At 43.6% G+C, this 20206-nt stretch carries 18 protein-coding genes, 1 pseudogene and 1 riboswitch; of the genes and pseudogenes, 11 read left to right on the top strand and 8 right to left on the bottom strand.

Translation table 11 applies throughout. From position 1 onward, the window contains the following. Positions 1-71: 71 nt before the first annotated feature. Positions 72-239 carry a hypothetical protein gene (locus ACSFXN_RS09650; RefSeq protein ID WP_437149884.1) on the top strand — a complete coding sequence of 56 codons (168 nt, stop codon included), beginning with the start codon at positions 72-74 and terminating at the stop codon, positions 237-239. Between the two features lie 663 nt (positions 240-902). Here the strand turns inward: ACSFXN_RS09650 and ACSFXN_RS09645 are convergent. The 3 genes from ACSFXN_RS09645 to yidD all read right to left on the bottom strand — a co-directional run bounded on the left by ACSFXN_RS09645 (position 903) and on the right by yidD (position 2693). Continuing rightward, on the bottom strand, positions 903-1283 hold the full coding sequence (locus ACSFXN_RS09645) for an iron chaperone (RefSeq protein WP_437149883.1): 381 nt from the start codon (positions 1281-1283) through the stop codon (positions 903-905). Between the two features lie 108 nt (positions 1284-1391). Further along, positions 1392-2375, bottom strand: coding sequence for a metal ABC transporter solute-binding protein, Zn/Mn family (locus ACSFXN_RS09640; RefSeq protein WP_437149882.1), 984 nt, complete (start codon positions 2373-2375; stop codon positions 1392-1394). A gap of 87 nt (positions 2376-2462) precedes the next feature. Next, on the bottom strand, positions 2463-2693 hold the full coding sequence (yidD, locus tag ACSFXN_RS09635; RefSeq protein ID WP_437149881.1) for a membrane protein insertion efficiency factor YidD: 231 nt from the start codon (positions 2691-2693) through the stop codon (positions 2463-2465). 106 nt (positions 2694-2799) lie between these two features. Between yidD and ACSFXN_RS09630 the strand changes: the two genes are divergently transcribed. The 3 genes from ACSFXN_RS09630 to ACSFXN_RS09620 all read left to right on the top strand — a co-directional run bounded on the left by ACSFXN_RS09630 (position 2800) and on the right by ACSFXN_RS09620 (position 4532). Continuing rightward, a complete protein-coding gene (locus ACSFXN_RS09630) occupies positions 2800-3246 on the top strand; it encodes a Dps family protein (RefSeq protein ID WP_300992174.1) in 447 nt (148 codons plus the stop codon). Positions 3247-3313: 67 nt separating this feature from the next. Continuing rightward, complete coding sequence (locus ACSFXN_RS09625; protein WP_437149880.1) at positions 3314-3772, top strand: NUDIX domain-containing protein; 459 nt, start codon at positions 3314-3316, stop codon at positions 3770-3772. After that, a complete protein-coding gene (locus ACSFXN_RS09620; RefSeq protein WP_437149879.1) occupies positions 3753-4532 on the top strand; it encodes an alpha/beta hydrolase family protein in 780 nt (259 codons plus the stop codon). The genes ACSFXN_RS09625 and ACSFXN_RS09620 overlap by 20 nt, the downstream gene beginning before the upstream one ends. Positions 4533-4705: 173 nt before the next feature. Here the strand turns inward: ACSFXN_RS09620 and pckA are convergent, their stop codons facing one another. Then, positions 4706-6295 carry a phosphoenolpyruvate carboxykinase (ATP) gene (pckA, locus tag ACSFXN_RS09615; RefSeq protein ID WP_437149878.1) on the bottom strand — a complete coding sequence of 530 codons (1590 nt, stop codon included), beginning with the start codon at positions 6293-6295 and terminating at the stop codon, positions 4706-4708. A gap of 236 nt (positions 6296-6531) precedes the next feature. Then, a riboswitch (SAM riboswitch) is annotated at positions 6532-6644 on the top strand. Between the two features lie 197 nt (positions 6645-6841). Between pckA and metK the strand changes: the two genes are divergently transcribed. Beyond that, positions 6842-8053 carry a methionine adenosyltransferase gene (gene metK / locus ACSFXN_RS09610; protein ID WP_437149877.1) on the top strand — a complete coding sequence of 404 codons (1212 nt, stop codon included), beginning with the start codon at positions 6842-6844 and terminating at the stop codon, positions 8051-8053. A gap of 52 nt (positions 8054-8105) precedes the next feature. Here the strand turns inward: metK and ACSFXN_RS09605 are convergent, their stop codons facing one another. Next, positions 8106-8639 (bottom strand): gamma carbonic anhydrase, encoded by a 534-nt coding sequence (locus ACSFXN_RS09605; RefSeq protein WP_437149876.1) that lies wholly within the window; start codon positions 8637-8639, stop codon positions 8106-8108. A gap of 104 nt (positions 8640-8743) precedes the next feature. Here ACSFXN_RS09605 and ACSFXN_RS09600 point away from each other — a divergent pair, with 104 nt between their 5' ends. Next, on the top strand, positions 8744-9547 hold the full coding sequence (locus ACSFXN_RS09600) for an alpha/beta fold hydrolase (RefSeq protein WP_437149875.1): 804 nt from the start codon (positions 8744-8746) through the stop codon (positions 9545-9547). Positions 9548-9565: 18 nt separating this feature from the next. Beyond that, positions 9566-10597: an LLM class flavin-dependent oxidoreductase gene (locus ACSFXN_RS09595; RefSeq protein ID WP_437149874.1), complete on the top strand. Its 1032-nt coding sequence runs from the start codon at positions 9566-9568 to the stop codon at positions 10595-10597. Positions 10598-10750: 153 nt separating this feature from the next. Here ACSFXN_RS09595 and ACSFXN_RS09590 read toward each other — a convergent pair whose 3' ends face one another. Next, the gene (locus tag ACSFXN_RS09590) at positions 10751-11902 is read right to left on the bottom strand and encodes an ArgE/DapE family deacylase (protein WP_437149873.1); all 1152 of its coding nucleotides are present in this window, start codon (positions 11900-11902) and stop codon (positions 10751-10753) included. A gap of 159 nt (positions 11903-12061) precedes the next feature. Between ACSFXN_RS09590 and ACSFXN_RS09585 the strand changes: the two genes are divergently transcribed. The 4 genes and pseudogenes from ACSFXN_RS09585 to ACSFXN_RS09570 all read left to right on the top strand — a co-directional run bounded on the left by ACSFXN_RS09585 (position 12062) and on the right by ACSFXN_RS09570 (position 18496). After that, positions 12062-13120 (top strand): MJ1477/TM1410 family putative glycoside hydrolase, encoded by a 1059-nt coding sequence (locus tag ACSFXN_RS09585; protein WP_437149872.1) that lies wholly within the window; start codon positions 12062-12064, stop codon positions 13118-13120. 32 nt (positions 13121-13152) lie between these two features. Then, positions 13153-15608: pseudogene (gene uvrA / locus ACSFXN_RS09580) on the top strand (excinuclease ABC subunit UvrA). Positions 15609-16044: 436 nt separating this feature from the next. After that, the gene (sstT, locus tag ACSFXN_RS09575; RefSeq protein WP_437149871.1) at positions 16045-17316 is read left to right on the top strand and encodes a serine/threonine transporter SstT; all 1272 of its coding nucleotides are present in this window, start codon (positions 16045-16047) and stop codon (positions 17314-17316) included. 427 nt (positions 17317-17743) lie between these two features. Then, positions 17744-18496, top strand: a complete 753-nt coding sequence (locus ACSFXN_RS09570; protein ID WP_437149870.1) for a DUF4386 domain-containing protein — start codon at positions 17744-17746, stop codon at positions 18494-18496. Positions 18497-18660: 164 nt separating this feature from the next. Here the strand turns inward: ACSFXN_RS09570 and ACSFXN_RS09565 are convergent, their stop codons facing one another. Both ACSFXN_RS09565 and ACSFXN_RS09560 read right to left on the bottom strand, forming a co-directional pair. Continuing rightward, the gene (locus tag ACSFXN_RS09565) at positions 18661-19224 is read right to left on the bottom strand and encodes a class I SAM-dependent methyltransferase (protein WP_437149869.1); all 564 of its coding nucleotides are present in this window, start codon (positions 19222-19224) and stop codon (positions 18661-18663) included. Next, the gene (locus tag ACSFXN_RS09560; protein WP_437149868.1) at positions 19221-20174 is read right to left on the bottom strand and encodes a TIGR01212 family radical SAM protein; all 954 of its coding nucleotides are present in this window, start codon (positions 20172-20174) and stop codon (positions 19221-19223) included. Before ACSFXN_RS09560 ends, ACSFXN_RS09565 begins: the two co-directional genes overlap by 4 nt. Positions 20175-20206: the final 32 nt, after the last annotated feature.

Below are 20206 nucleotides of genomic sequence, written 5' to 3'. Positions count from 1 at the left end.
AAATTGAAACTATTTCCAACTGTTTTCGTATAGTATTCATTGAATAAGAGACCTAAAGAGGAGGCAAGAATTTGAGTACTTTAATAGCTCTTTCTCCGTTATTGTTATGGATTGTTTTAGTTCTCATCATCGGAGCGGTTTTAGTTATGGTAAAAAGAAAGTCTGCTTCTCAAAAAAGCTTGGAAGCCCGGATTGCAGTTCTAGAGGAAGAAGTGATGCGTTTAAAGAGCAAAGAATAAGGCGGTTACTGGAGGGGAACGTGTGCGGTGGGTTGTTTCTGTATGAATCATGGGATTTACCTTAATGATGGTCAACGATTTTTTCCCAACTACTTTAATGGTTTTGAAGATACCGGAATGGGCATTTATAGCGTCAGTTCTGATAATGCTTCATAAGCATCAGTTTTTTTGGCTGACAAAGAAAAAGAGCAGAAACGGGCTTTAAAGTGGAATGTCTTTGCCAGTTTTTATCTCGTGTTTCTCATTATTTTCTTAAGTTTACAGAGAGGGAATTCGTCCGCCGGGTTTTCTTTGAATCCCCCGCTTGTCTAGGTTTTATTTTTTATATCCATAGTTGAATTCTCTAAATACATGAAGCGGAAACGCACTCAAGAATTATGATGAAATCAGAAGCTTGGAAGTGAGTACAGTGTTTTTAAAGAGAAACAGTTTAATGCAAGGCCAAGTACCGAATTTCAATCAATATCTCTTTGACCTCCCCTCAATACAAGGCTTAAATCAACTTGACTTGGCCAGCCCTATCACTTTTTTTGTCGGTGAAAATGGTTCGGGGAATGAGAAGGAACTAAGCTCAATGAATGATTGAGGATTTGCTCATACGCAAAAGTAGACAGCCAATCTGTTATCTATTCAACTAAAAGTTGTGATGGCAGACTGGCTGTTTTATTGTGGCTTGTTTTTGGATTTCTTCAGGTTTTCTTTTACTCTGTACCTGACAATTTGCCGGATCAGATCTAATGGCAAAGGTTCATGCAGCGGGAATTGGACGGATCCCTTGGCGCTTTTATACTTGGATAATTCATTTTCAAAAGCGGTGATGCCGGTGGGAGTGGGATAGAAGCCGATATGATTTTTGAAAGCTGCAAAGTGGACAAGGTTTCCGTGGAGATAAAATGTCGGCATTTGATAACTGATTTTTTCATCTGCTTGAGGAGCTTCTTCTTTGATCAATTTCCGGAGATTCTCAAGTGTTTCCTGGATATCCGTAGGGAATTGGGCGATATACTCATCAATAGTCTTAACTGCTTCATTTTCTGATTTCATGTTTTCTCCTCCTTGCGAATTTTAATACACCGCTTCTTTGACATGCGTCATAGCTTCATTATAAACAAAAAAGGCGTACTCCTATCGGAATACGCCTTTTTGGCAAGTTTATTTTAATACTGTTTCCAATGTCTGCAAGTTCTTTTCCATCAACGTGAAATATGTTTCACCGTTGTCAATGTTTTCTTGTGTCAAGACGCCCAAATTATGCATTTGAACCGCTTCTGCACCCACTTCTTTTTGAATGACTTCGGTTAAATTCGAAGAAACATTCTGTTCAAAAATAATGTATTGGATGTCTTTTTCTTTTGCCAAATCAACAATTTTAGTCAGTTCTTTTTGAGATGGCTCATCTTGGCTGTTTAATCCAGCTACTGCCACTTGGTTAAAGCCATATGGTTCAGCAATATAACCGAACGCTGAATGAGAAACAAAGAACGTATCGTTTTCTACTCGTTCAGAAAGGTCAGCGAACGAATGGTCAAGCGCTTCAAGTTCTGTTATTAATTTCGTGTAATTGTTTTCGTAAGTCTCGGAGCCTTCCGGATCTGCTTCGATTAATGAATCTTTGATGGACTCCGCCAACTTTTGGCTAAGAACAGGGGATATCCAGACATGCGGGTCTGTTGAACCGTGGTTATGGCCTTCGTGGCCTTCTTCCTCGTGTGCTTCTTCTTCATGAGCATCATCACTATGTTCTTCCTCAGAATGGCTTGCATCAACCAATTCTTCATCGCTAATGGAATCAGCAGTAGCGACAAATTTAACATTCTCATTACTTAATGTTTTTTTCGCGCTGTCAATAAAACCTTCCAATCCCAGCCCAATATAAAACATTAGATCCGCTTCAGCAAGCGCAATCATGTCTTGTTGGGTAGGTTCAAAACTGTGTTCATTTGCCCCGGCAGGATAAACCGATTCGACAGTAACACGGTCACCGCCAATGCGTTCCGTAAAGTATGTAAGCGGATAGACAGTGGTTTTAACTTGCAGTTTTGAATCATCTTCAGCTTCAGTTTGCGTTTCACTTGCAGGATTGCCGCAAGCTGCCAATAAAAGAATAAGGGCAATTAATAGGATGAGATTTTTCATTTTGTACCTCCAAATTGTAACGGTTACGTTTTAAGAACAAAATGAATGTTACACGATTTCTTTTGAAAACACAAGAAAAACCACCAATTATTTTTTTGGTGGCCATTTTTCCGGAACAAAATCGACTCCGCCTTTATTGAATGGATGGCATCTCAAGATGCGTCTCGCTGCTAAATATCCGCCTTTTAAAGCACCATGCTTTTCGACCGCCTCAATTCCATAATGGGAACAAGTCGGATAAAAACGGCAGCTGGGGGGAGATAAAGGAGATATGAAACGCTGATAAAAGCGAATGATCTTAAGCAGAATGGTCTTCATTTAAGGTCAGCTTCTTTCTGGGGAATTGTCATTATGTTTATTGTAAGCAGAAGAGAGGTATAAATAAAGTATGTAAGCTTATCAAAAACATTGGAGAGTGATTTGAATGTCAACGGAATTAAACAAAGAGTTAAACGTACAAGTCGCAACATGGTCAGTAGTCTACACGAAATTACATAATTTTCACTGGTATGTAAAAGGCCATCAATTCTTTACATTGCATGTGAAATTTGAGGAATTGTATAATGAGGCAACTCAATATATGGATGAAATTGCAGAACGCTTGTTGGCCCTTGGCGGAAAACCAGTGGCAACGATGAAAGAGCAGTTGGAGCTATCGGTGGTAAAAGAAGCCACAAGCAAAGAAGATTCGGATGCAATGGTTCAGACGGTTGTGTCTGATTACGATACAATTATGAAGTCATTGAAAAAGGGCATGGAACTGGCAGCTGAAGACAATGATGACATGACAGAAGACATGTTAAATGCCATTCACCAAAACTTAGAGAAACATTCTTGGATGTTGTCAGCATTTTTGGGCGAAAAGAAGTAAAATAGAGATACAGAAGCGTACACTGTTAATCAGTGTACGCTTTTTCTGATGTCCAAGAGGTGAATGAATGGAATACATAGACTTGAACGGCAATCTGTGCAAACTGTCTTTTGAACCTGGAATCTTTCGGGTTGAAAGCAGGCATGTGTTGGTGGTTTGCAAATATAACGGCAAGTGGGTGCTGACAAAGCATAAAACCCGTGGCTTGGAATTTCCAGGCGGCAAAGTGGAGCCAGGGGAAAGTTTAGCAAAGGCTGCGGTTAGGGAAGTATATGAAGAAACCGGTGCGGTCATTGGCAAACTGGAATGGCTGGCTGAGTACATGGTTTTTTCAGATCAACCGTTTTGCAAAACGGTTTTTATTGCGGAGACAGAGCGCTTGGAAGCCATCGCTTTGATGGAAACAGAAGGCGTTGTTTTGTCGGAGCAGCTCCTTTTGGATGATTCATACAGCTTTTTAATGAAAGACAAAGGAATGAAGGAAATTATAAAGAAGGTGATGCAACATGGAAAATGGGACGATTGAATCGAAAAAAATCTATCCATCGCCAAATCCGAATGTCCGGCTGACGGAAATCGTTTATTGGTCCGATGGGTTAAAAGTGAAAGGCCTCTTGGCTGAACCGAAAAAGCCTGGAAAATGGAGCGGCATTCTTTATCTGAGAGGTGGCATCCAGTCAATTGGAATGGTGCGTCCTGCACGAATCGCCCAATTTGCGGCTCAAGGATTTGTCGTGTTTGCCCCGTATTACAGAGGAAATCGGGGAGGGCAAGGACGGGATGAATTTGGAGGAGCGGATAAATGGGATGCGGTATACGCGGTAGATGTCTTAAAGGAATTCTGCAGCGGAAGGGTCCACATTCTGGCTTTTTCGCGCGGAGGCATCATGGCCTTATGGACGGCTGTATTAAGAGATGACATCACATCAGTGGTAACATGGGCAGGCGTAACCGATACAGTCTTAACCTATAAAGAACGGCCAGATATGCGGCGGATGATGAAAAGACTATACGGAGGCACGCCAAATACGGCATTGACCGCTTATGAAGAGCGTAACCCTTTGCTGCGTTTAGATGAAGCGAAAGCGCCTATTCTAATCATCCACGGTCTAAAAGATGAAAATGTTTCGCCTGGCCAAGCGTATTTACTGGAAGAAGCATTGAAGCTGAACGGCCAACAGCACGAAACTTGGTATTTCCCGGAGTATACCCATTTCTTTCCGCCAGCAGCCAATCGCAAAACCGTAAAAGCGTTGACGGAATGGATGAGAAGGCACGAAAGGTAATGGCCGAAAGTTCGGCCATTACCTTTGCGAAGAAGCTAGTGCAGCGATACAAGTACAATGCAGAGACAGGAGTAAGAGATTTCACTGAATATCGTTTTATATGTAGATAAATAAAATTTGTGAACTTTCAATGAAAAAAGCTATCCATAAAGGATAGCTTTTTAGCTTGCTTATTAGATTTTTGCCGGTCCGCCTTGAACGCTGATGTCAGCTGAAACGGTGCCGAATTTTTTGAAGTTTTCTTGGAATTCCTGAGAAAGTTCTTTTGCTTTCTTGTCGTAAGCTTCTTTGTCTGCCCATGCATTGCGCGGATTCAAGATTTCAGAAGGCACGCCAGTTATTTGTTTTGGAATTTGCAGGCCAAAGATTTCTTCTTTATCAGTTTCGATATCATGAAGTTCGCCTTTGATTGCAGCACGCACCATTGTGCGTGTGTATGACAATTTCATACGGCTGCCGACTCCGTACTCGCCGCCAGTCCAGCCCGTATTTACAAGGAATACATCAACGCCATGCTCGTCGATTTTTTGTCCAAGCATTTCAGCGTACACAGTCGCATGCAAAGGAAGGAAAGGTGATCCGAAGCAAGTTGAGAATGTCGCTTCAGGAGAAGTAACCCCGCGCTCTGTTCCAGCCAGTTTAGATGTGTAGCCGCTTAAGAAATGATACATTGCTTGTTCTTTCGTCAATTTGCTGATTGGAGGCAACACGCCGAAAGCATCAGCTGTCAAAAATACGATTGTTTTTGGGTGCCCTGCTACCGAAGGATCCACAATATTATCAATTGCCTGGATCGGGTAAGCGGCACGTGTATTTTCAGTCAATGATCCATCGTGATAATCCGGGATGCGTGTATCTTCGTCAACGACAACGTTTTCAAGAACAGCACCGAAACGGATGGCGTCATAGATTTGAGGTTCGTGCTCACGTGTAAGATTGATGGTTTTCGCATAGCAGCCGCCTTCAATATTGAAGACGCCATTATCCGACCAGCCGTGCTCGTCATCGCCGATCAATTTACGGTCTTCATCAGCAGATAAAGTTGTTTTTCCTGTTCCGGATAAACCGAAGAATAATGCTACGTCGCCCTCTTGGCCTACGTTAGCTGAACAGTGCATCGGAAGAATGCCTTTTTCAGGCAAGATGTGGTTCATGATGGAGAAGATGGATTTTTTCATTTCGCCGGCGTATTCAGTGCCGCCGATCAGAATGATTTTTTTCTCCATAGAAACGATGATAAACGTTTCAGAATCAGTGCCGTCCACTGCAGGATCCGCTTGGAATGTCGGGGCGTAGACAACGGTGAATTCCGCTTCATGCGCCGCCAGTTCTTCTGCAGTCGGGCGGATGAACAATTGGTGGGCGAACAGATTATGCCAAGCGTACTCATTGATCGTCTGGATAGCCAAACGAGACTCTGGGTCTGCTCCTGCAAAGCCTTTGAAAACATATAATGCATCTTGTTGTTTCAAATGCTCGATTACTTTGTTATATAAGTTTTCAAAAACCTCAGAAGAAATCGGACGGTTGACAGCGCCCCAATCAATTTTGTCTTTTGAAATGTCTTCTTCTACTATATACTTGTCTTTAGGCGAGCGGCCTGTATATTTGCCGGTTTCAGCTTTTACAGCGCCTTCTCGAGTCAATACGGCTTCCCCACGTGATGTTGCCGCTTCCACTAATTGCGGAACTGAAAGCTGGACGTGCACATTTTGGCCATTTAAAAGATCCTTTAAGTTGTTTGCGAAGTTCACTGGATTCATTTATATGTACCTTCCTTTTCGGTTATTCCCATGGTGATGGGGAGGATGTATATTCGAACATTAGTATAACACATTGAGCCCATTAGTCTATACTAATAACTGATTGTAATGAAAAAAATACATTTTATGATCTTGAATCACCTATTATAACCAATTAATGATTTAATGTGGAAAGATTGATTGAAAAACGTTGACATAACATTATACTTTCCGTATGATGAAAAATTGAACGGATACTCTTATTCCGAGCTGGTGGAGGGGACAGGCCCTATGAAACCCGGCAACCTGCTGCAAATTGCAGAGAAGGTGCCAAACCTGAAGCAAGGAACTCAACCTTGGACGATAAGAGTGAAAGGTGCTTATGATGATTTCTCCTTTCCACATGCAAATGATGGATGGGATTTTTTTATGAAATTGCCCTTAATCCTCGTGTACAAAGGCCACAACGGCTTGAAGTTCAATCCTCACGGAACGGACTTGACATGGGAAACGAGTACCGTATCAATTTCGAGAGCAATCTCGCAGGATATAAGGAGGAAACACATTTTGAAAAACCGTCGATTATTCACATCAGAATCAGTAACAGAAGGACATCCGGATAAAATCTGTGACCAGATTTCAGATGCAATCCTGGATGCCATTTTAGCAGAAGATCCCAATGCACGTGTTGCATGCGAAACCACTGTAACTACAGGGTTAGTGCTTGTTGCAGGGGAAATTACGACTTCCACTTACGTTGATATCCCGAAAGTTGTACGTGAAACAGTACGGGAAATCGGTTATACACGTGCTAAATATGGCTTTGACTCAGAAACAAGTGCAGTTCTGACATCTATCGATGAGCAATCACCGGACATCGCTGCTGGAGTAAACGTAGCGCTTGAATCGCGTGAAGGCCAAATGACTGATAAAGAATTAGACGATATCGGAGCAGGAGACCAAGGTCTGATGTTCGGATTCGCGTGCAACGAAACGGAAGAATTAATGCCTCTACCAATCTCTCTAGCCCATAAATTGGCACGCCGATTGGCTCAAGTGCGCAAAGAAGAAATACTTCCATACTTGCGTCCCGATGGCAAAACACAAGTTACCATCGAATACGATGAAAACAATAAACCGCTTCGCGTGGACACCATCGTTATTTCCACACAGCATCACCCGGAAGTGACACTTGAACAAATACAGCGCAACATCAAAGAATATGTCATCAATGAAGTTGTCCCTCAACATTTGATGGATGATGAAACAAAATACTTCATTAACCCGACTGGCCGTTTTGTAATCGGTGGTCCACAAGGAGATGCGGGCCTTACAGGGCGCAAAATTATTGTTGATACTTACGGCGGCTTTGCACGCCATGGCGGCGGCGCATTCTCAGGAAAAGACGCGACGAAAGTGGACCGTTCAGCGGCTTATGCAGCTCGTTATGTAGCGAAAAACATCGTAGCGGCAGGCTTGGCAGATCGTTGCGAAGTGCAATTGGCTTACGCAATCGGCGTAGCTCATCCAGTATCAATCGCTTTTGATACATTTGGAACAGGCAAAGTCGACGAAGAAATTTTGGACGATCTAGTCCGTGCAAACTTCGATTTGCGCCCGGCTGGAATCATCAAAATGCTTGACCTTCGACGCCCGATCTACAAACAGACAGCAGCATATGGACATTTTGGACGCACCGATATCGACCTTCCATGGGAACGTACAGATAAAGTGGAAGTTCTTAGAGAACAATCAGGCATCTTTAATGGACAAGCTTAAAAAACAACAAAAAAGACGATCAGGCAAAAATGCCTGATCGTCTTTTTTGTTGTTATTTTTCTTGCTCGATATAATTTTTTTGCAATGATTTATAGTAAGCACCTTTTTCCGCATACTCCCGGACGATGCGTTCCATATCTTGCTTATCATCATCCCGGAGTTCACGGACCACTTTCGCTGGACGCCCAAGCGCCAGCATTCCGGGCGGAATAACTTTGCCGGGCGGAACGAGGCTTCCAGCTCCGATGAATGCGCCTTCTCCAACTTCAGCGCCGTCTAATATGATGGATCCCATGCCAATCAGTGCGCCTTTTCGGATAATGCAGCTATGGAGTGTCACTTGATGGCCAATCGTAACATTGTCTTCAAGAATCAATGTTTTCCCTGGACTCTGGTGAAGCATGCATAAATCCTGGATATTGGTTTTGTTTCCGATGATAGTCGGAGAGACGTCACCGCGTATGACGGTATTGAACCAGACGGATGATTCAGCACCAATTGTCACATCACCGGTGATTGTTGTATGGTCCGCAATGAATACGGATGGATGAATGGATGGGTGCTTGCCGTTGAATGGGTAAATCATGGAAAACCTCCGTTAAAAAAGATAAGATATCTATAATCGTAACAAATTTGTTGCAAAGGTCAAATCTGTTGGTTGGATAAAGGATGAAGAAAGGAGTACAGCAGATGTGGAAATGGGAAGCGAAAGGACAAGCAAAGGCAGTTATAGTGCTCGTGCACAGCGCGTATGAACACCATATTCGCTATGCCTGGCAAATCGATCAATGGCGTTCTGAGAATTTTCACGTCATTACAGGAGATTTGCCAGGCCATGGGAAAAGTGCGCCGGCAAATCAGCCGCATCAGGAATCGTTTATAGCCTATGAGGAATCGGTCCGGGCTTCGACTCTTGCTGCTTTAGAAGAACAGCTCCCGGTGTTTATCGTTGCCCATGGACTTGGAGCTACTATTGTTATGAATTTCTTAAGCAATAACCCTTACCCAATAGCTGGCGTCGTCTTTAGTTCTCCTTGGCTGCGTTTGATAAAAACTCCATCGAAATTTTCGACTGCACTGACCGGCTTGCATAAACTGACCTCTAATATGGCAATTGAACATAATATCCATATCCATGACTTAACGCGCAATAAAGAAGTAATTGAACAAGAAAAAGACGATTCCTTGTATAACTCTACTGTGACCGTTGGATGGTATCATGAATTGCAGACTTATTTGAAGCAAACAGCGCAGAACATCGGGAAATTTCCGGACATCCCGATTTTTATCCAAACAGGTGAAGTTGATGCAATCGCTGACCAAGCATATACGAAACTTTGGCTCAAACAACAGGAATTAAAAGAATTCAGCTTTAAAGAATGGCCGCGTTGTTATCATGATCTTTTTCAGGAACCGGAACGTGAAGATGTATTCATTTCATCTCATTTATTCATTAAGAATGTTTTGCGTTCTCTCGGCTATGTAGTAACTTAAATAGGAGGCAATAGACTTATGGCGCCATTGAAATACAGCATCTTGGACCAATCACCGATTTCAGAAGGAAGTACACCGCAAGAGGCGTTGAAACACACAGCGATGCTGGCACAGAAAGCGGAAGAGTGGGGATATACGCGTTTTTGGGTTTCAGAGCATCACGATGCTACAACACTTGCGGGCTCGTCTCCCGAAGTTTTGATTGCTCATCTAGGTGCTGTGACAAACACCATTCGCCTGGGGTCAGGCGGAGTTATGCTTCCGCATTATTCAGCATTCAAAGTAGCGGAAAACTTTAAATTATTAGAAGCGCTTTATCCACATCGAATTGATGTAGGAGTTGGACGGGCACCAGGCGGCATGCCACGGGCGAGCTATGCCTTAAACGAAGGGCGGAAGCGCGATGTCAGCCGATTCCCGGATCAAATAGAAGATTTAAGAATGTATTTGACGGATTCGATTCCGGAAGAACATTCTTATTACGGGATGAAAGCGACACCAGTGACAGCTGCTGCTCCTCCAATCTGGATGCTTGGGACAGGGCAAAGTTCTGCGGAACTGGCAGCCGAAAAAGGCCTCCCTTATATGTTTGCCCAGTTCATCAACGGAGCAGGAGGCCAAAGTTTTGCAAGGACTTATCGCGACCGCTTTGTATCGAATGATGGCAGTAAACCGTACCAGGGTGTTGCTATTTTCATTATGTGCCAGGAAACAGAAGAACAGGCAGAGTGGGTAGCATCTTCTATGGATTTGGCTCTCGTGATGGGGGCACAAGGCATGCCTTCTAAAGGCACGCCGCCGCCGCAACGGGCAATGAATTATCCTTATTCAAAATTTGAACGGCTGCTGGTTGAAGAAAATCGCAAGCGGATGATTGTCGGGACGCCTGAACAAGTGGTGGACAGGCTGGAAAAGCTGGCTGCCGGTTATGCCGCGGATGAAGTGATGCTTGTGGCTATTGCTTATGATTTTCAAGACAAACTGAAATCTTTCCAATTGATTGCAGAAGAAATGAAAAAGCGTGAAAAAAGCAGACGGCCACAGAAATAAATTCGATGATGTATCAGCTTTAAATTATTAGCATAGAAGGTTTTCATTAAAAGACCGGCTGAAACTGAAAGTATGATTTTGTATTTCTAATTTAAAAAACCGAGTAGTCTTCCAATGAAGACTACTCGGTTTTATTCATTTACTGTTAGGAATTTAGGCTAAAAACTTTTTTGCAATGTCCTTATAAAGTTGAATACTGCTCAGATATTCATCAACTTCAACATATTCATCCGGCTGATGGGCAAGCTTTGTATCGCCTGGACCTAATACGATGATGGGGAACTTCTTACTCGCTTGGGAAAATTGTGAGCCGTCGGTATATCCTGTCATTCCCCCAAGCGCAGTCGTACGGCCCCTTGCTTTGACTGCGTCTTGAACCACTTGGACAAAAGGATCCTCACGTGAAGTCCTTAAAGAAGGCTGATCGTTTAATATTCGGATATCTGCCTTTAGGTCCGGATACCTTAGGGTCGCAGATTGGATGGTCTGTTCAATTTGCCCGATAATTTGTTGATGGTTCTGGGAAGGGACCGTACGGATATCGATATTTACCACACAGCGGTCTGGCACGACATTTGTGTTTGATCCGCCGCTGATGACGTTGACACTAAACGTAGCGCCGCCCAGCAACTCGTCTTCCTCAAATTGCATTTCAAATTCTTTCCCTAATAACTTATGGATAATTTCATTCATATGAATCACCGCATTCGTTCCCATATCCGGCATCGAGCCATGAGCGGTTTTTCCATAAGTGATGATTTGCGGCCATAATGCACCTTTATGGGCAATCTTGATTTGGTTTTGAGTCGGTTCCGCGACAATCAAGGCATCCAACGGATCAGCGTAACCTAATGCCGTCAGTTGTTTGGCGCCGACCGCTCCTGCTTCTTCACCGACTGTGGCTAAAAGTGTAATGCTGCCTTTTTTGGGGAAGCCTTCTTTTTTCAGCGAAACCATAGCGAGCACACAGGCTGCGAGTCCGCTTTTCATATCGCAGGCACCGCGCCCATAAATTTTGCCGTCTTGTTCTTCGGCTGCGAAAGGATCGTGTTCCCATTCGATTTCACCTGTCGGGACAACATCCATATGGCCAGTGAACCCGAGGGCAGGACCTTCTTCTTCACCTTTTATATGAGCAATTAGATTGGCCCGATTGTCGTCATATTCCACGAACTCATTTTCAATGCCATGCTCATCGAAAAGGATTTTCAATCTTTTGGCGACCTCCGTTTCATTGCCAGGGGGATTGACACTTTTGATTTGAATTAATTCTTTCAATAATGATTTTGCTTGTTCCTGATCCATTTGATCACCTCAGATGTTAATTTACCCTTCTTTTTGGCAAATATGCGCTGAAAAAATTAACCGCGGCGATTTGTATAAAAGCGAGACCTGGAATTATAATAAATCAAAAAGAAGTGCAGCATGAGGAAAAAGCTCTTTCTGCAAGGAGATAACTAAGTTTTGATAGAGAAAATCGCTGCGGGTGGGGTGGGGATCAGCATGTTGGATAGAGTTAAAATTGTTTCCTGTTTTGAACTGCTGCTCCTAATAGCTGTTGCCGGTTGTTCGGTGGAGAAAGAAGAAAACACTCAGAGCCAAACAGCTAGAGGAGAAATAACCATTCAAAAGACTTGGCTTTATCAACTGCAAAATACCAATCCGGTTCAAATTGCCGACAGCGGTTATGAAATTGCTGTCATCGATCCAATAGCTGATGGGAAAACGCGCTTCACAAAAGAACAAATAGATAAAATTAAAGCGAGCGGCACGACAGTTTTGGCGTATCTCAGCATAGGAGAAGCAAGTGTTTATTTGCCTTATTGGCAGACGGCATGGGGTGTTGAAGAAGACGGCATAATAAATGTAGCAGAAGATGCACCTGAGTGGATTGGCCGAAAGCCGAATCCGGACTGGCCAGAAAGCGTAAAAGTGCGATATTGGGACGAACATTGGTGGAGCATATTAGAGCCGGAACTGGATAAAATCAAAGGTGCCGGTTTTGATGGCCTATACCTGGACATAGTTGACGCTTATGTTTATTGGGGAAATAAAGCGACTTATTTACACGAACCGCATCTTGCTGCGGACCCGCAAAATGAGAAGGAAGCTGCAGAACGGATGATGGATTTGGTGAAGCGGATTTCAGCAAAGGCCAAAGAAAGTTCTCCTGATTTTCAAGTGTTTCCACAAAACGCCGAAAGCATCTTTGATTATGATGACGGTTCATATTTAACCGCCATTGATGGAATAGGGGCGGAAGATCTTTGGTATGATGAAGCAGAAAAAAGCGGTGATGTGAAAGAACGTCTTCCTTATTTGGAGATGGTTAGAGATGCAGGAAAGAAAGTTCTTTCAGTCGATTATGTGTTGACGGAATCAACAGACACCGACGACCGCATGCGAATCGAGGATTATAAGAAGCGCTGTGCCGAAAAAGACTTTTTCTGTTTTCCTGCTATGATGGACCGGGAATTGGACAAGCAGATTCCTCTTGAAGAGCACGATAATGGAGGACATTAAAATTTAGCGATTTCTGTTGAGGAGGAGAAGGCATGACAGACTTTATTCAAATTAAAGAAGCTGCAGAAAACAATTTGAAAAACATCTCCGTGAATATTTCCAAAAACAAGTTTGTGGTGATTACAGGACCATCTGGCTCCGGAAAATCGACATTGGCAATTGATATCCTCCAGCGGGAAAGCCAGCGGCAATATTTTGAAATGAACGGCATGACAACGAATTTCATCAATAAACCGAAAGTCGGATCGATCATGGGGCTGTCACCGTCTGTCGGGGTCAGCCAGAATACGACGACCAATCGCAATCCCCGCTCGACTGTAGGAACGGTTACGGACATGTATACGTACTTAAGAGTCATTTATGAAAAATTAGGAGAGCGGGAATGTCCGAATTGCCGTGCCATGGTAAAAAAGCCGGCCGATTTGGACGAAGAAAGTCTGGTGATGCCATGTCCGAATTGTGGTTTTCAGATGAAAAACCTGAACAAAGCCCATTTTTCATTTAATACTTTGGAAGGGGCTTGTGAAACTTGTCTGGGTTTAGGAAAGACATTGAGCATCCGGAAAGAACTGGTATTTGATGAAGAACGGAGCTTAAATGCGGGAGCAGTCAGAATCTGGTTTCAAAATTTGAATGATTATTACGGACTCGTATTAAAAGCGGCTGCTAAACATTATGGTTTTGAGTTTAATGCAGATATGCCGTTAAAAGATTATAGCCCTGAACAGCGGGACTTGCTGTATTACGGAGTGGAAAGCGAGCAGTTTAAGAGACGTTTTCCGGACATAACGCCTCCAAAAACAACCAATAAAGGCAAGTTTGAAGGGATATTGACAGCGATGTGGAGGAGGTACAGAGAAAGAGAAGGCGTTTCAAACGAGGCCGTCTATTTTTATCATCAAATATGTCCGGAATGCCAGGGCGAAAAACTGAAAAAAGAAAGCCGGCAAGTGTTGGTGGCCCACAAGCCAATCTCTGAAGTTTCCCGGATACCGTTTTGGATGAAATCCTTGGATGGGTCCAGGAAATCGCAAAGGAATTAGTAGACAGGGAAGGTTCCATTGCCAGATCACTTGTTTTTGAATTGAAAGTGAAAATTGAGCGGATTGTTGGAGTCGGGCTCGGCTATTTGTCTATGGACCGGCAATCAGTCACGTTATCGGGCGGGGAGTCGCAGCGTCTCCGGCTGGCAACCATTCTTGGATCTGCCTTGTCCGGGGTCCTTTACATCCTTGATGAGCCGACTGCAGGCCTTCACCCAAAAGACACCGAAGGACTCGTAAAAGTCTTGAAGCAATTGCGGGATCTCGACAATACGGTGCTGGTGATCGAACATGATGTGGATGTGATGGAACACGCTGATTGGATTATAGACATTGGCCCAGGAGCAGGAATGCGGGGCGGTGAAATCGTTGGGCAAGGCACGTTGGAATCCTTGATGATCCAGGAACAATCGGTAACCGGGGCATACCTGAAAGAAACGTATCAACCGAAGCAGGAGAGAAGAGCCGGCAATGGCCAAAAAATCACGGTCTATAACGCTGTCAAAAACAATTTAAAAAACGTCACCGTTTCATTTCCGCTCGGCTGTTTTATCGCCGTAACGGGTGTATCCGGATCAGGGAAATCTTCGCTGCTTTTTGATGTCTTGGCAGCAAGCGCGGAAGAGGACCATATAAAAGAAGGGTATAGCCAAATTGAAGGGATGGAAGCGATTGGCCGGATCGTGACCGTTGACCAATCCGCGCTAAGCAGAATGCAGCGGTCTAATGTCGCTACGTATACGGAAGTTTATACCTTATTCCGGACTCTTTTCGCCAAACTGCCGGAATCGATAGAGCGGCAGCTGACCGCTAAGCATTTCTCTTTCAATACGGAAGGCGGGCGCTGTGAGCATTGCCAAGGAATGGGGTATGTCTTTGTCAATATGCATTTCCTGCCGGACTTGGAAGTGATCTGTCCGATATGCAGCGGGAAACGGTTTAAAGAGGAAGTGTTGGAAGTGACGTATCAAGGGCATTCCATTTCAAGCATTCTGGACCTCAGTATTGAAGAAAGCATGCTGCTGTTTTCAGAAAACAAGAAAGTGGTGACGACGATAAATCTACTTCTCGAAGTGGGCCTCGGTTATTTGAAATGGGGCCAGACGCTTACAACTTTGTCCGGCGGGGAAGCTCAGCGGCTGAAACTCGCCAAGGAATTAAACAAACCGGCGAAAGGACAAACTTTATATATTCTGGACGAGCCTTCGACCGGCTTGCATCCGAATGACGTCAAACAGCTGCTTTTATTGCTCAATAAATTGGTCGATGCCGGCAATACCGTCATCATTGTTGAGCACAATACGGAAATGATCCAGGAAACCGATTGGATCATCGACTTGGGACCGGAAGGCGGAGAAGCGGGGGGCTTCATCGTAGCGGAAGGGACGCCGGAACAAGTCGCCAAAAATGCGGTTTCTTATACCGGGGCGTATTTGAAAGTTTAAGCCGGAAGTGCATTTTTTCTGGCTTCAAATAAATACGGGCAGCTCTGCAATGATTATAAACGGATTTTCAGATTATTCCTGCGCAAACTCCTTTGCACATAGAATGCATCTAAAAAAAGAGGAGGTAAATAGCTTTTTTAACAATTTTAAAGATGCTTTGTTCATTATCTATCTTTTTTAGGAAATCCTGTTAAAAAAATTTCCGAAAAATCAAAAAGTTAGAAGGGGAGAGAAAAAACAATAGCTATATTGCCCAAACCGTGGTAAATTAAAAATTGATTTTATGAAATTTTTGTTTAATTCGTTCTTTTCTTTGAAATAGAATAGAATTAGATAAAAAATTTTCTGCTGTTCAAGGAGGTTGCGTGTTAAAAGAATTATTTACACAGTAAGGGTCGGGGTGTAGCATCAAGAGAAATTAACAGGGGGAATATTAATGAAAGTGTTAAAAATGTGGAATCGCTTAAGTATCGTAAAGCAAATCTTGATTGGCTTGATTGTTGGGATTATCTTGGCTGTTTCGGTTCCGGAAGCAGCAAAATCTTTAACCATTTTCGGCGCAATATTTGTAGGGGCATTGAAGGCAATCGCTCCGGTATTAGTGCTGTTCTTGGTTATGGCATCGATTGCCCAGCATAAAAAGGGCCAGCAAACCAATATGAAATCAATCGTCTTCCTTTACCTATTAGGAACGTTTTTAGCGGGATTAATAGCCGTAATCGCTAGTTTTATATTCCCGGTTAATATAAGCCTTGTGCAGGGCGCTGAAGATCTGACGGCTCCTGGAAGTGCAATTGAAGTGATCAAAACCTTGGTATTGAACGTTGTCGATAATCCGGTCAATGCGCTGATCAATGCAAACTATATCGGCATTTTAGCTTGGGCCATTGTCCTTGGGCTGGCATTAAGAAATGCCGCTGATACAACAAAAACCTTAATCACAAATTTCTCTGATGCTGTTGCCAAATTGGTCGGCTGGGTTATTAAACTTGCGCCACTTGGTATCATGGGTCTAGTAATTGAGTCGATTACGGCAAACGGCCTTGAGTCGCTGTTAAGCTATGGAAAATTGCTTGCTCTTCTGATTGGCTGTATGCTCTTTGTAGCTCTTGTAGTCAATCCACTGATTGTCTATATAAACATTCGCAGAAACCCGTACCCACTTGTATTCAGATGCTTGCGGGAAAGCGGCATTACCGCCTTCTTTACGCGTAGCTCGGCAGCGAATATTCCTGTGAATATGACATTATGTGAAAAACTAGGTTTGGATAAAGACACTTATTCTGTATCTATTCCATTAGGTGCTACGGTTAATATGGCAGGAGCGGCCGTTACGATTTCTGTTTTGACTCTTGCTGCAGTGCATACACTTGGCATCCAAGTGGATATACCGACAGCCATCATCCTTAGTGTGCTGGCAGCCGTCTGTGCATGCGGCGCTTCTGGCGTTGCTGGCGGTTCACTGCTGCTGATTCCATTAGCGTGTAGCTTATTTGGAATTCCGAATGATGTAGCGATGCAAGTCGTAGGTGTAGGGTTCATCATCGGAGTATTGCAAGATTCATTTGAAACATCGCTTAACTCTTCAACAGATGTCCTTTTCACAGCAACGGCTGAATATAAGAAACGTCTGCAAGAAGGAGAAGCAGTGGCTATCAATAAAGCGTTCGATATCCAGAAACCTTCGGAAGAATTGGTGAAAAGTTAAACTAATCTAGCGATCAAAATTAAATGAAAATCAAAGAGGGTAGCCAGCTTGGGATTAAGCTGGCTGCCCTCTTATTTTTTGCTTTTTAGGTTGTCTTCGCGAAAACATTTGAGAAACGGCGGATGTCCGCAAAGTGGTTGGACACCTTTACGAACAGTCGTAGATGTTCTAGAAAAAAGTTAATTAATATTGCCAATTATACCTTTTAGGTATAGTGTTAAATTAATAAGATTTCAGAAAATTCTGTTTATTAAGAAGGTGAGTCGAAGAGTTCATAAATCCAAAAACTTTGTATTCCTTATTACCAGAGGTCGCGGAAGTTTTAAAGTTTAGTGGCATTATATGGGGTGTTAAAACATCGGTGCATAAAACAATTCTTTTTTATTGCTTTGTCAATTGTTGAATTCAAAAAATTGGAGAGATCAAAATGACAAGCATTATTGCCGAAAAATCACATCTTTTTTATGCAAGAGTCGCTGGACTTGGATTGCTGATAGTAATTTTAACTACCTTAATTCTCAATATGTTTGTGTTCGGGAGCTTGTTTATACCAGGAGATGCAGCAGCAACTGTAACTAGCATTACTGCGAATGACTTGTTATTCCGTTTAGGAATTGCAGTTTTTACCCTCGTGATTATTTTGGAGGTAGTCGTAGCTTGGGCACTTTATATCTTATTAAGACAGGTAGATAAGAGCCTTGCCTTGCTGGCGGCATTGTTTAGGTTGATCTACACCGCAACTTTAGCAGCATCTATTTTTAATTTTTTAAGTTTGTTGCAGTTGATTCAGCAAGAAATCTACTTGGAGGTGCTGGAAACAAACCAGTTCCATGCACAGGTGATATTCTTAATGGATGCTATTTATCATGGCGGATTCATCGGACTCGTTTTTTTGGGCTTTCATTTACTCCTTCTCGGATATTTGGTTTTTAGATCAGCGTTCATGTCCAAAATCATTGGAATATTGGTGATGCTGGCAGGGCTAGGCTATCTGTTCGATAACTTTGCCTTTTTATTGGTTGCCAACTACATCGAATACGAAACTATATTTGTTCTGGTGCCATTCTTTCTTGGAATAATAGGGGAACTAGCATTAGCCATATGGCTATTGGCAAAAGGAAAGAAAATCTCGAAAATAGAGCCGACGAAAGCTAGCTATGAAGAAGGAGTTAATCCATGAAAGCCGGCGACCATAAAACAGGGGGATCTTAATTTGAAATGCCAGTGAAATGGCAGCAGTTAACATATCAGGGCTTTTCAGAAATTCAATTTTATCCATCAGTACGCAAATTTGAAAACACAAAAGAGAGCAGCTGGCTTAATTAAAAGCCGACTGCTCGTCTTTTATTTCTTCTTTTGCTTTTTCTCGATCGCCACCAAAAATGGCGGCGAATGGCGCTGGTTGATAAACTCGTATTTTAATACGTCATAAGAAACCTGGGGCAAGTCCTGGACAAATTCCATGACAGCATCCCGTTCTTCGGTGCCGCCGTCGTGGCCGCTGTAAATGACGACAAGCAGCAGTCCCTGTTCTTTCAGAAGACTTAAACATTGTTCCATTGCCGCCAGGGTGCTTTGGGATTTCGTGATGATGCTGTGGTCGCCTTTTGGCAAGTAACCTAGATTAAAGACAGCTGCTGCAATCGGTGCGGTTACATACTCGCTGATTTTTGCATGGCTGTCATGGATCAGTTCGACATGCGTAAATTCTTCCGTGCGCTTTCGTGTAGCATCGATTGCCTCTTGCTGGATATCAAAAGCGAAAACCTTGCCGCTTTCACCGGTCAACCCGGCAAGAAAATATGTGTCGTGTCCATTCCCGGCAGTTGCGTCAATGACGATATCTCCCGAGCGGACCGTTTGTTCCAATAAGCTTTTTGTAAAAGGCAGGACTCGCTGCAGCGTCATATTTCCTCACGCTCCGTGTATAGTTTTCCTTGCCAGCTATTGCGCGTTTCCAATTCTGCGTCAATGCCGTTCAGCACGTCCCATTTATTGGCGCTCCACATCGGTCCAATCATCAAATCAATCGGTCCATCTCCTGTAATTCGCTGGACAACCATGTCCGGGGGCAGGACTTCGAGTTGATCGGCGACTAGCTGAATATATTCTTGTTTGCCGAGAAATTCAACCAGCCCTTTTTCGTATTGTTTCACCATTGGGGTTCCTTTCAGCAAGTGAAGCAAGTGGATTTTGATTCCCTGGACATCCAGTTTAGCCACTTCCCGTGCAGTTTCGAGCATCATGCTGCGATCTTCAAGCGGCAGACCGTTTATGATATGCGTGCAGACACGGATGCCGCGCTTACGGAGTTTGGTTACTCCTTCCACATACGCTTCGAAATCATGTGCTCTGTTGACAAGCAATGCTGTCCGTTCATGGACAGTTTGCAGACCGAGTTCCACCCAAAGGTAAGTGCGCTCGTTCAGCTCTGCCAAATAATCGACGACATCATCCGGCAGGCAGTCGGGGCGAGTTGCAATACTGAGCCCGACAACGTTTTCCTGTTCGAGCGCCGCTTCAAACTTTTCTTTGATGACGGGAAGCGGGGCATGGGTATTGGTATAAGCTTGGAAGTAGGCCATGTATTTGCCGTCTTTCCATTTGCGGTGCATTTTTGTTTTGATCTTTTCAAACTGGACGGCAATCGAATCAATCCGGTCGCCGGCAAAATCACCGGATCCCGCTACGCTGCAAAACGTGCAGCCGCCGTGGGCAACGGTGCCGTCACGGTTTGGGCAGTCAAAGCCGGCATCGAGTGCAATCTTCATCACTTTCGAACCGAAGTGGTCCCGCAAATGGCGGTTCCAAGTATAGTAGCGTTTTCCATCAGATGCAAAAGGCAAGGTGGTTTCCATCTCTAACAACTCCTCTGAAAAGTATTGTATCA

This window comes from Planococcus sp. 1R117A (assembly GCF_051417975.1).
Taxonomy (GTDB): domain Bacteria; phylum Bacillota; class Bacilli; order Bacillales_A; family Planococcaceae; genus Planococcus; species Planococcus shenhongbingii.
This window is presented reverse-complemented; position numbering and strand designations above follow the sequence as displayed.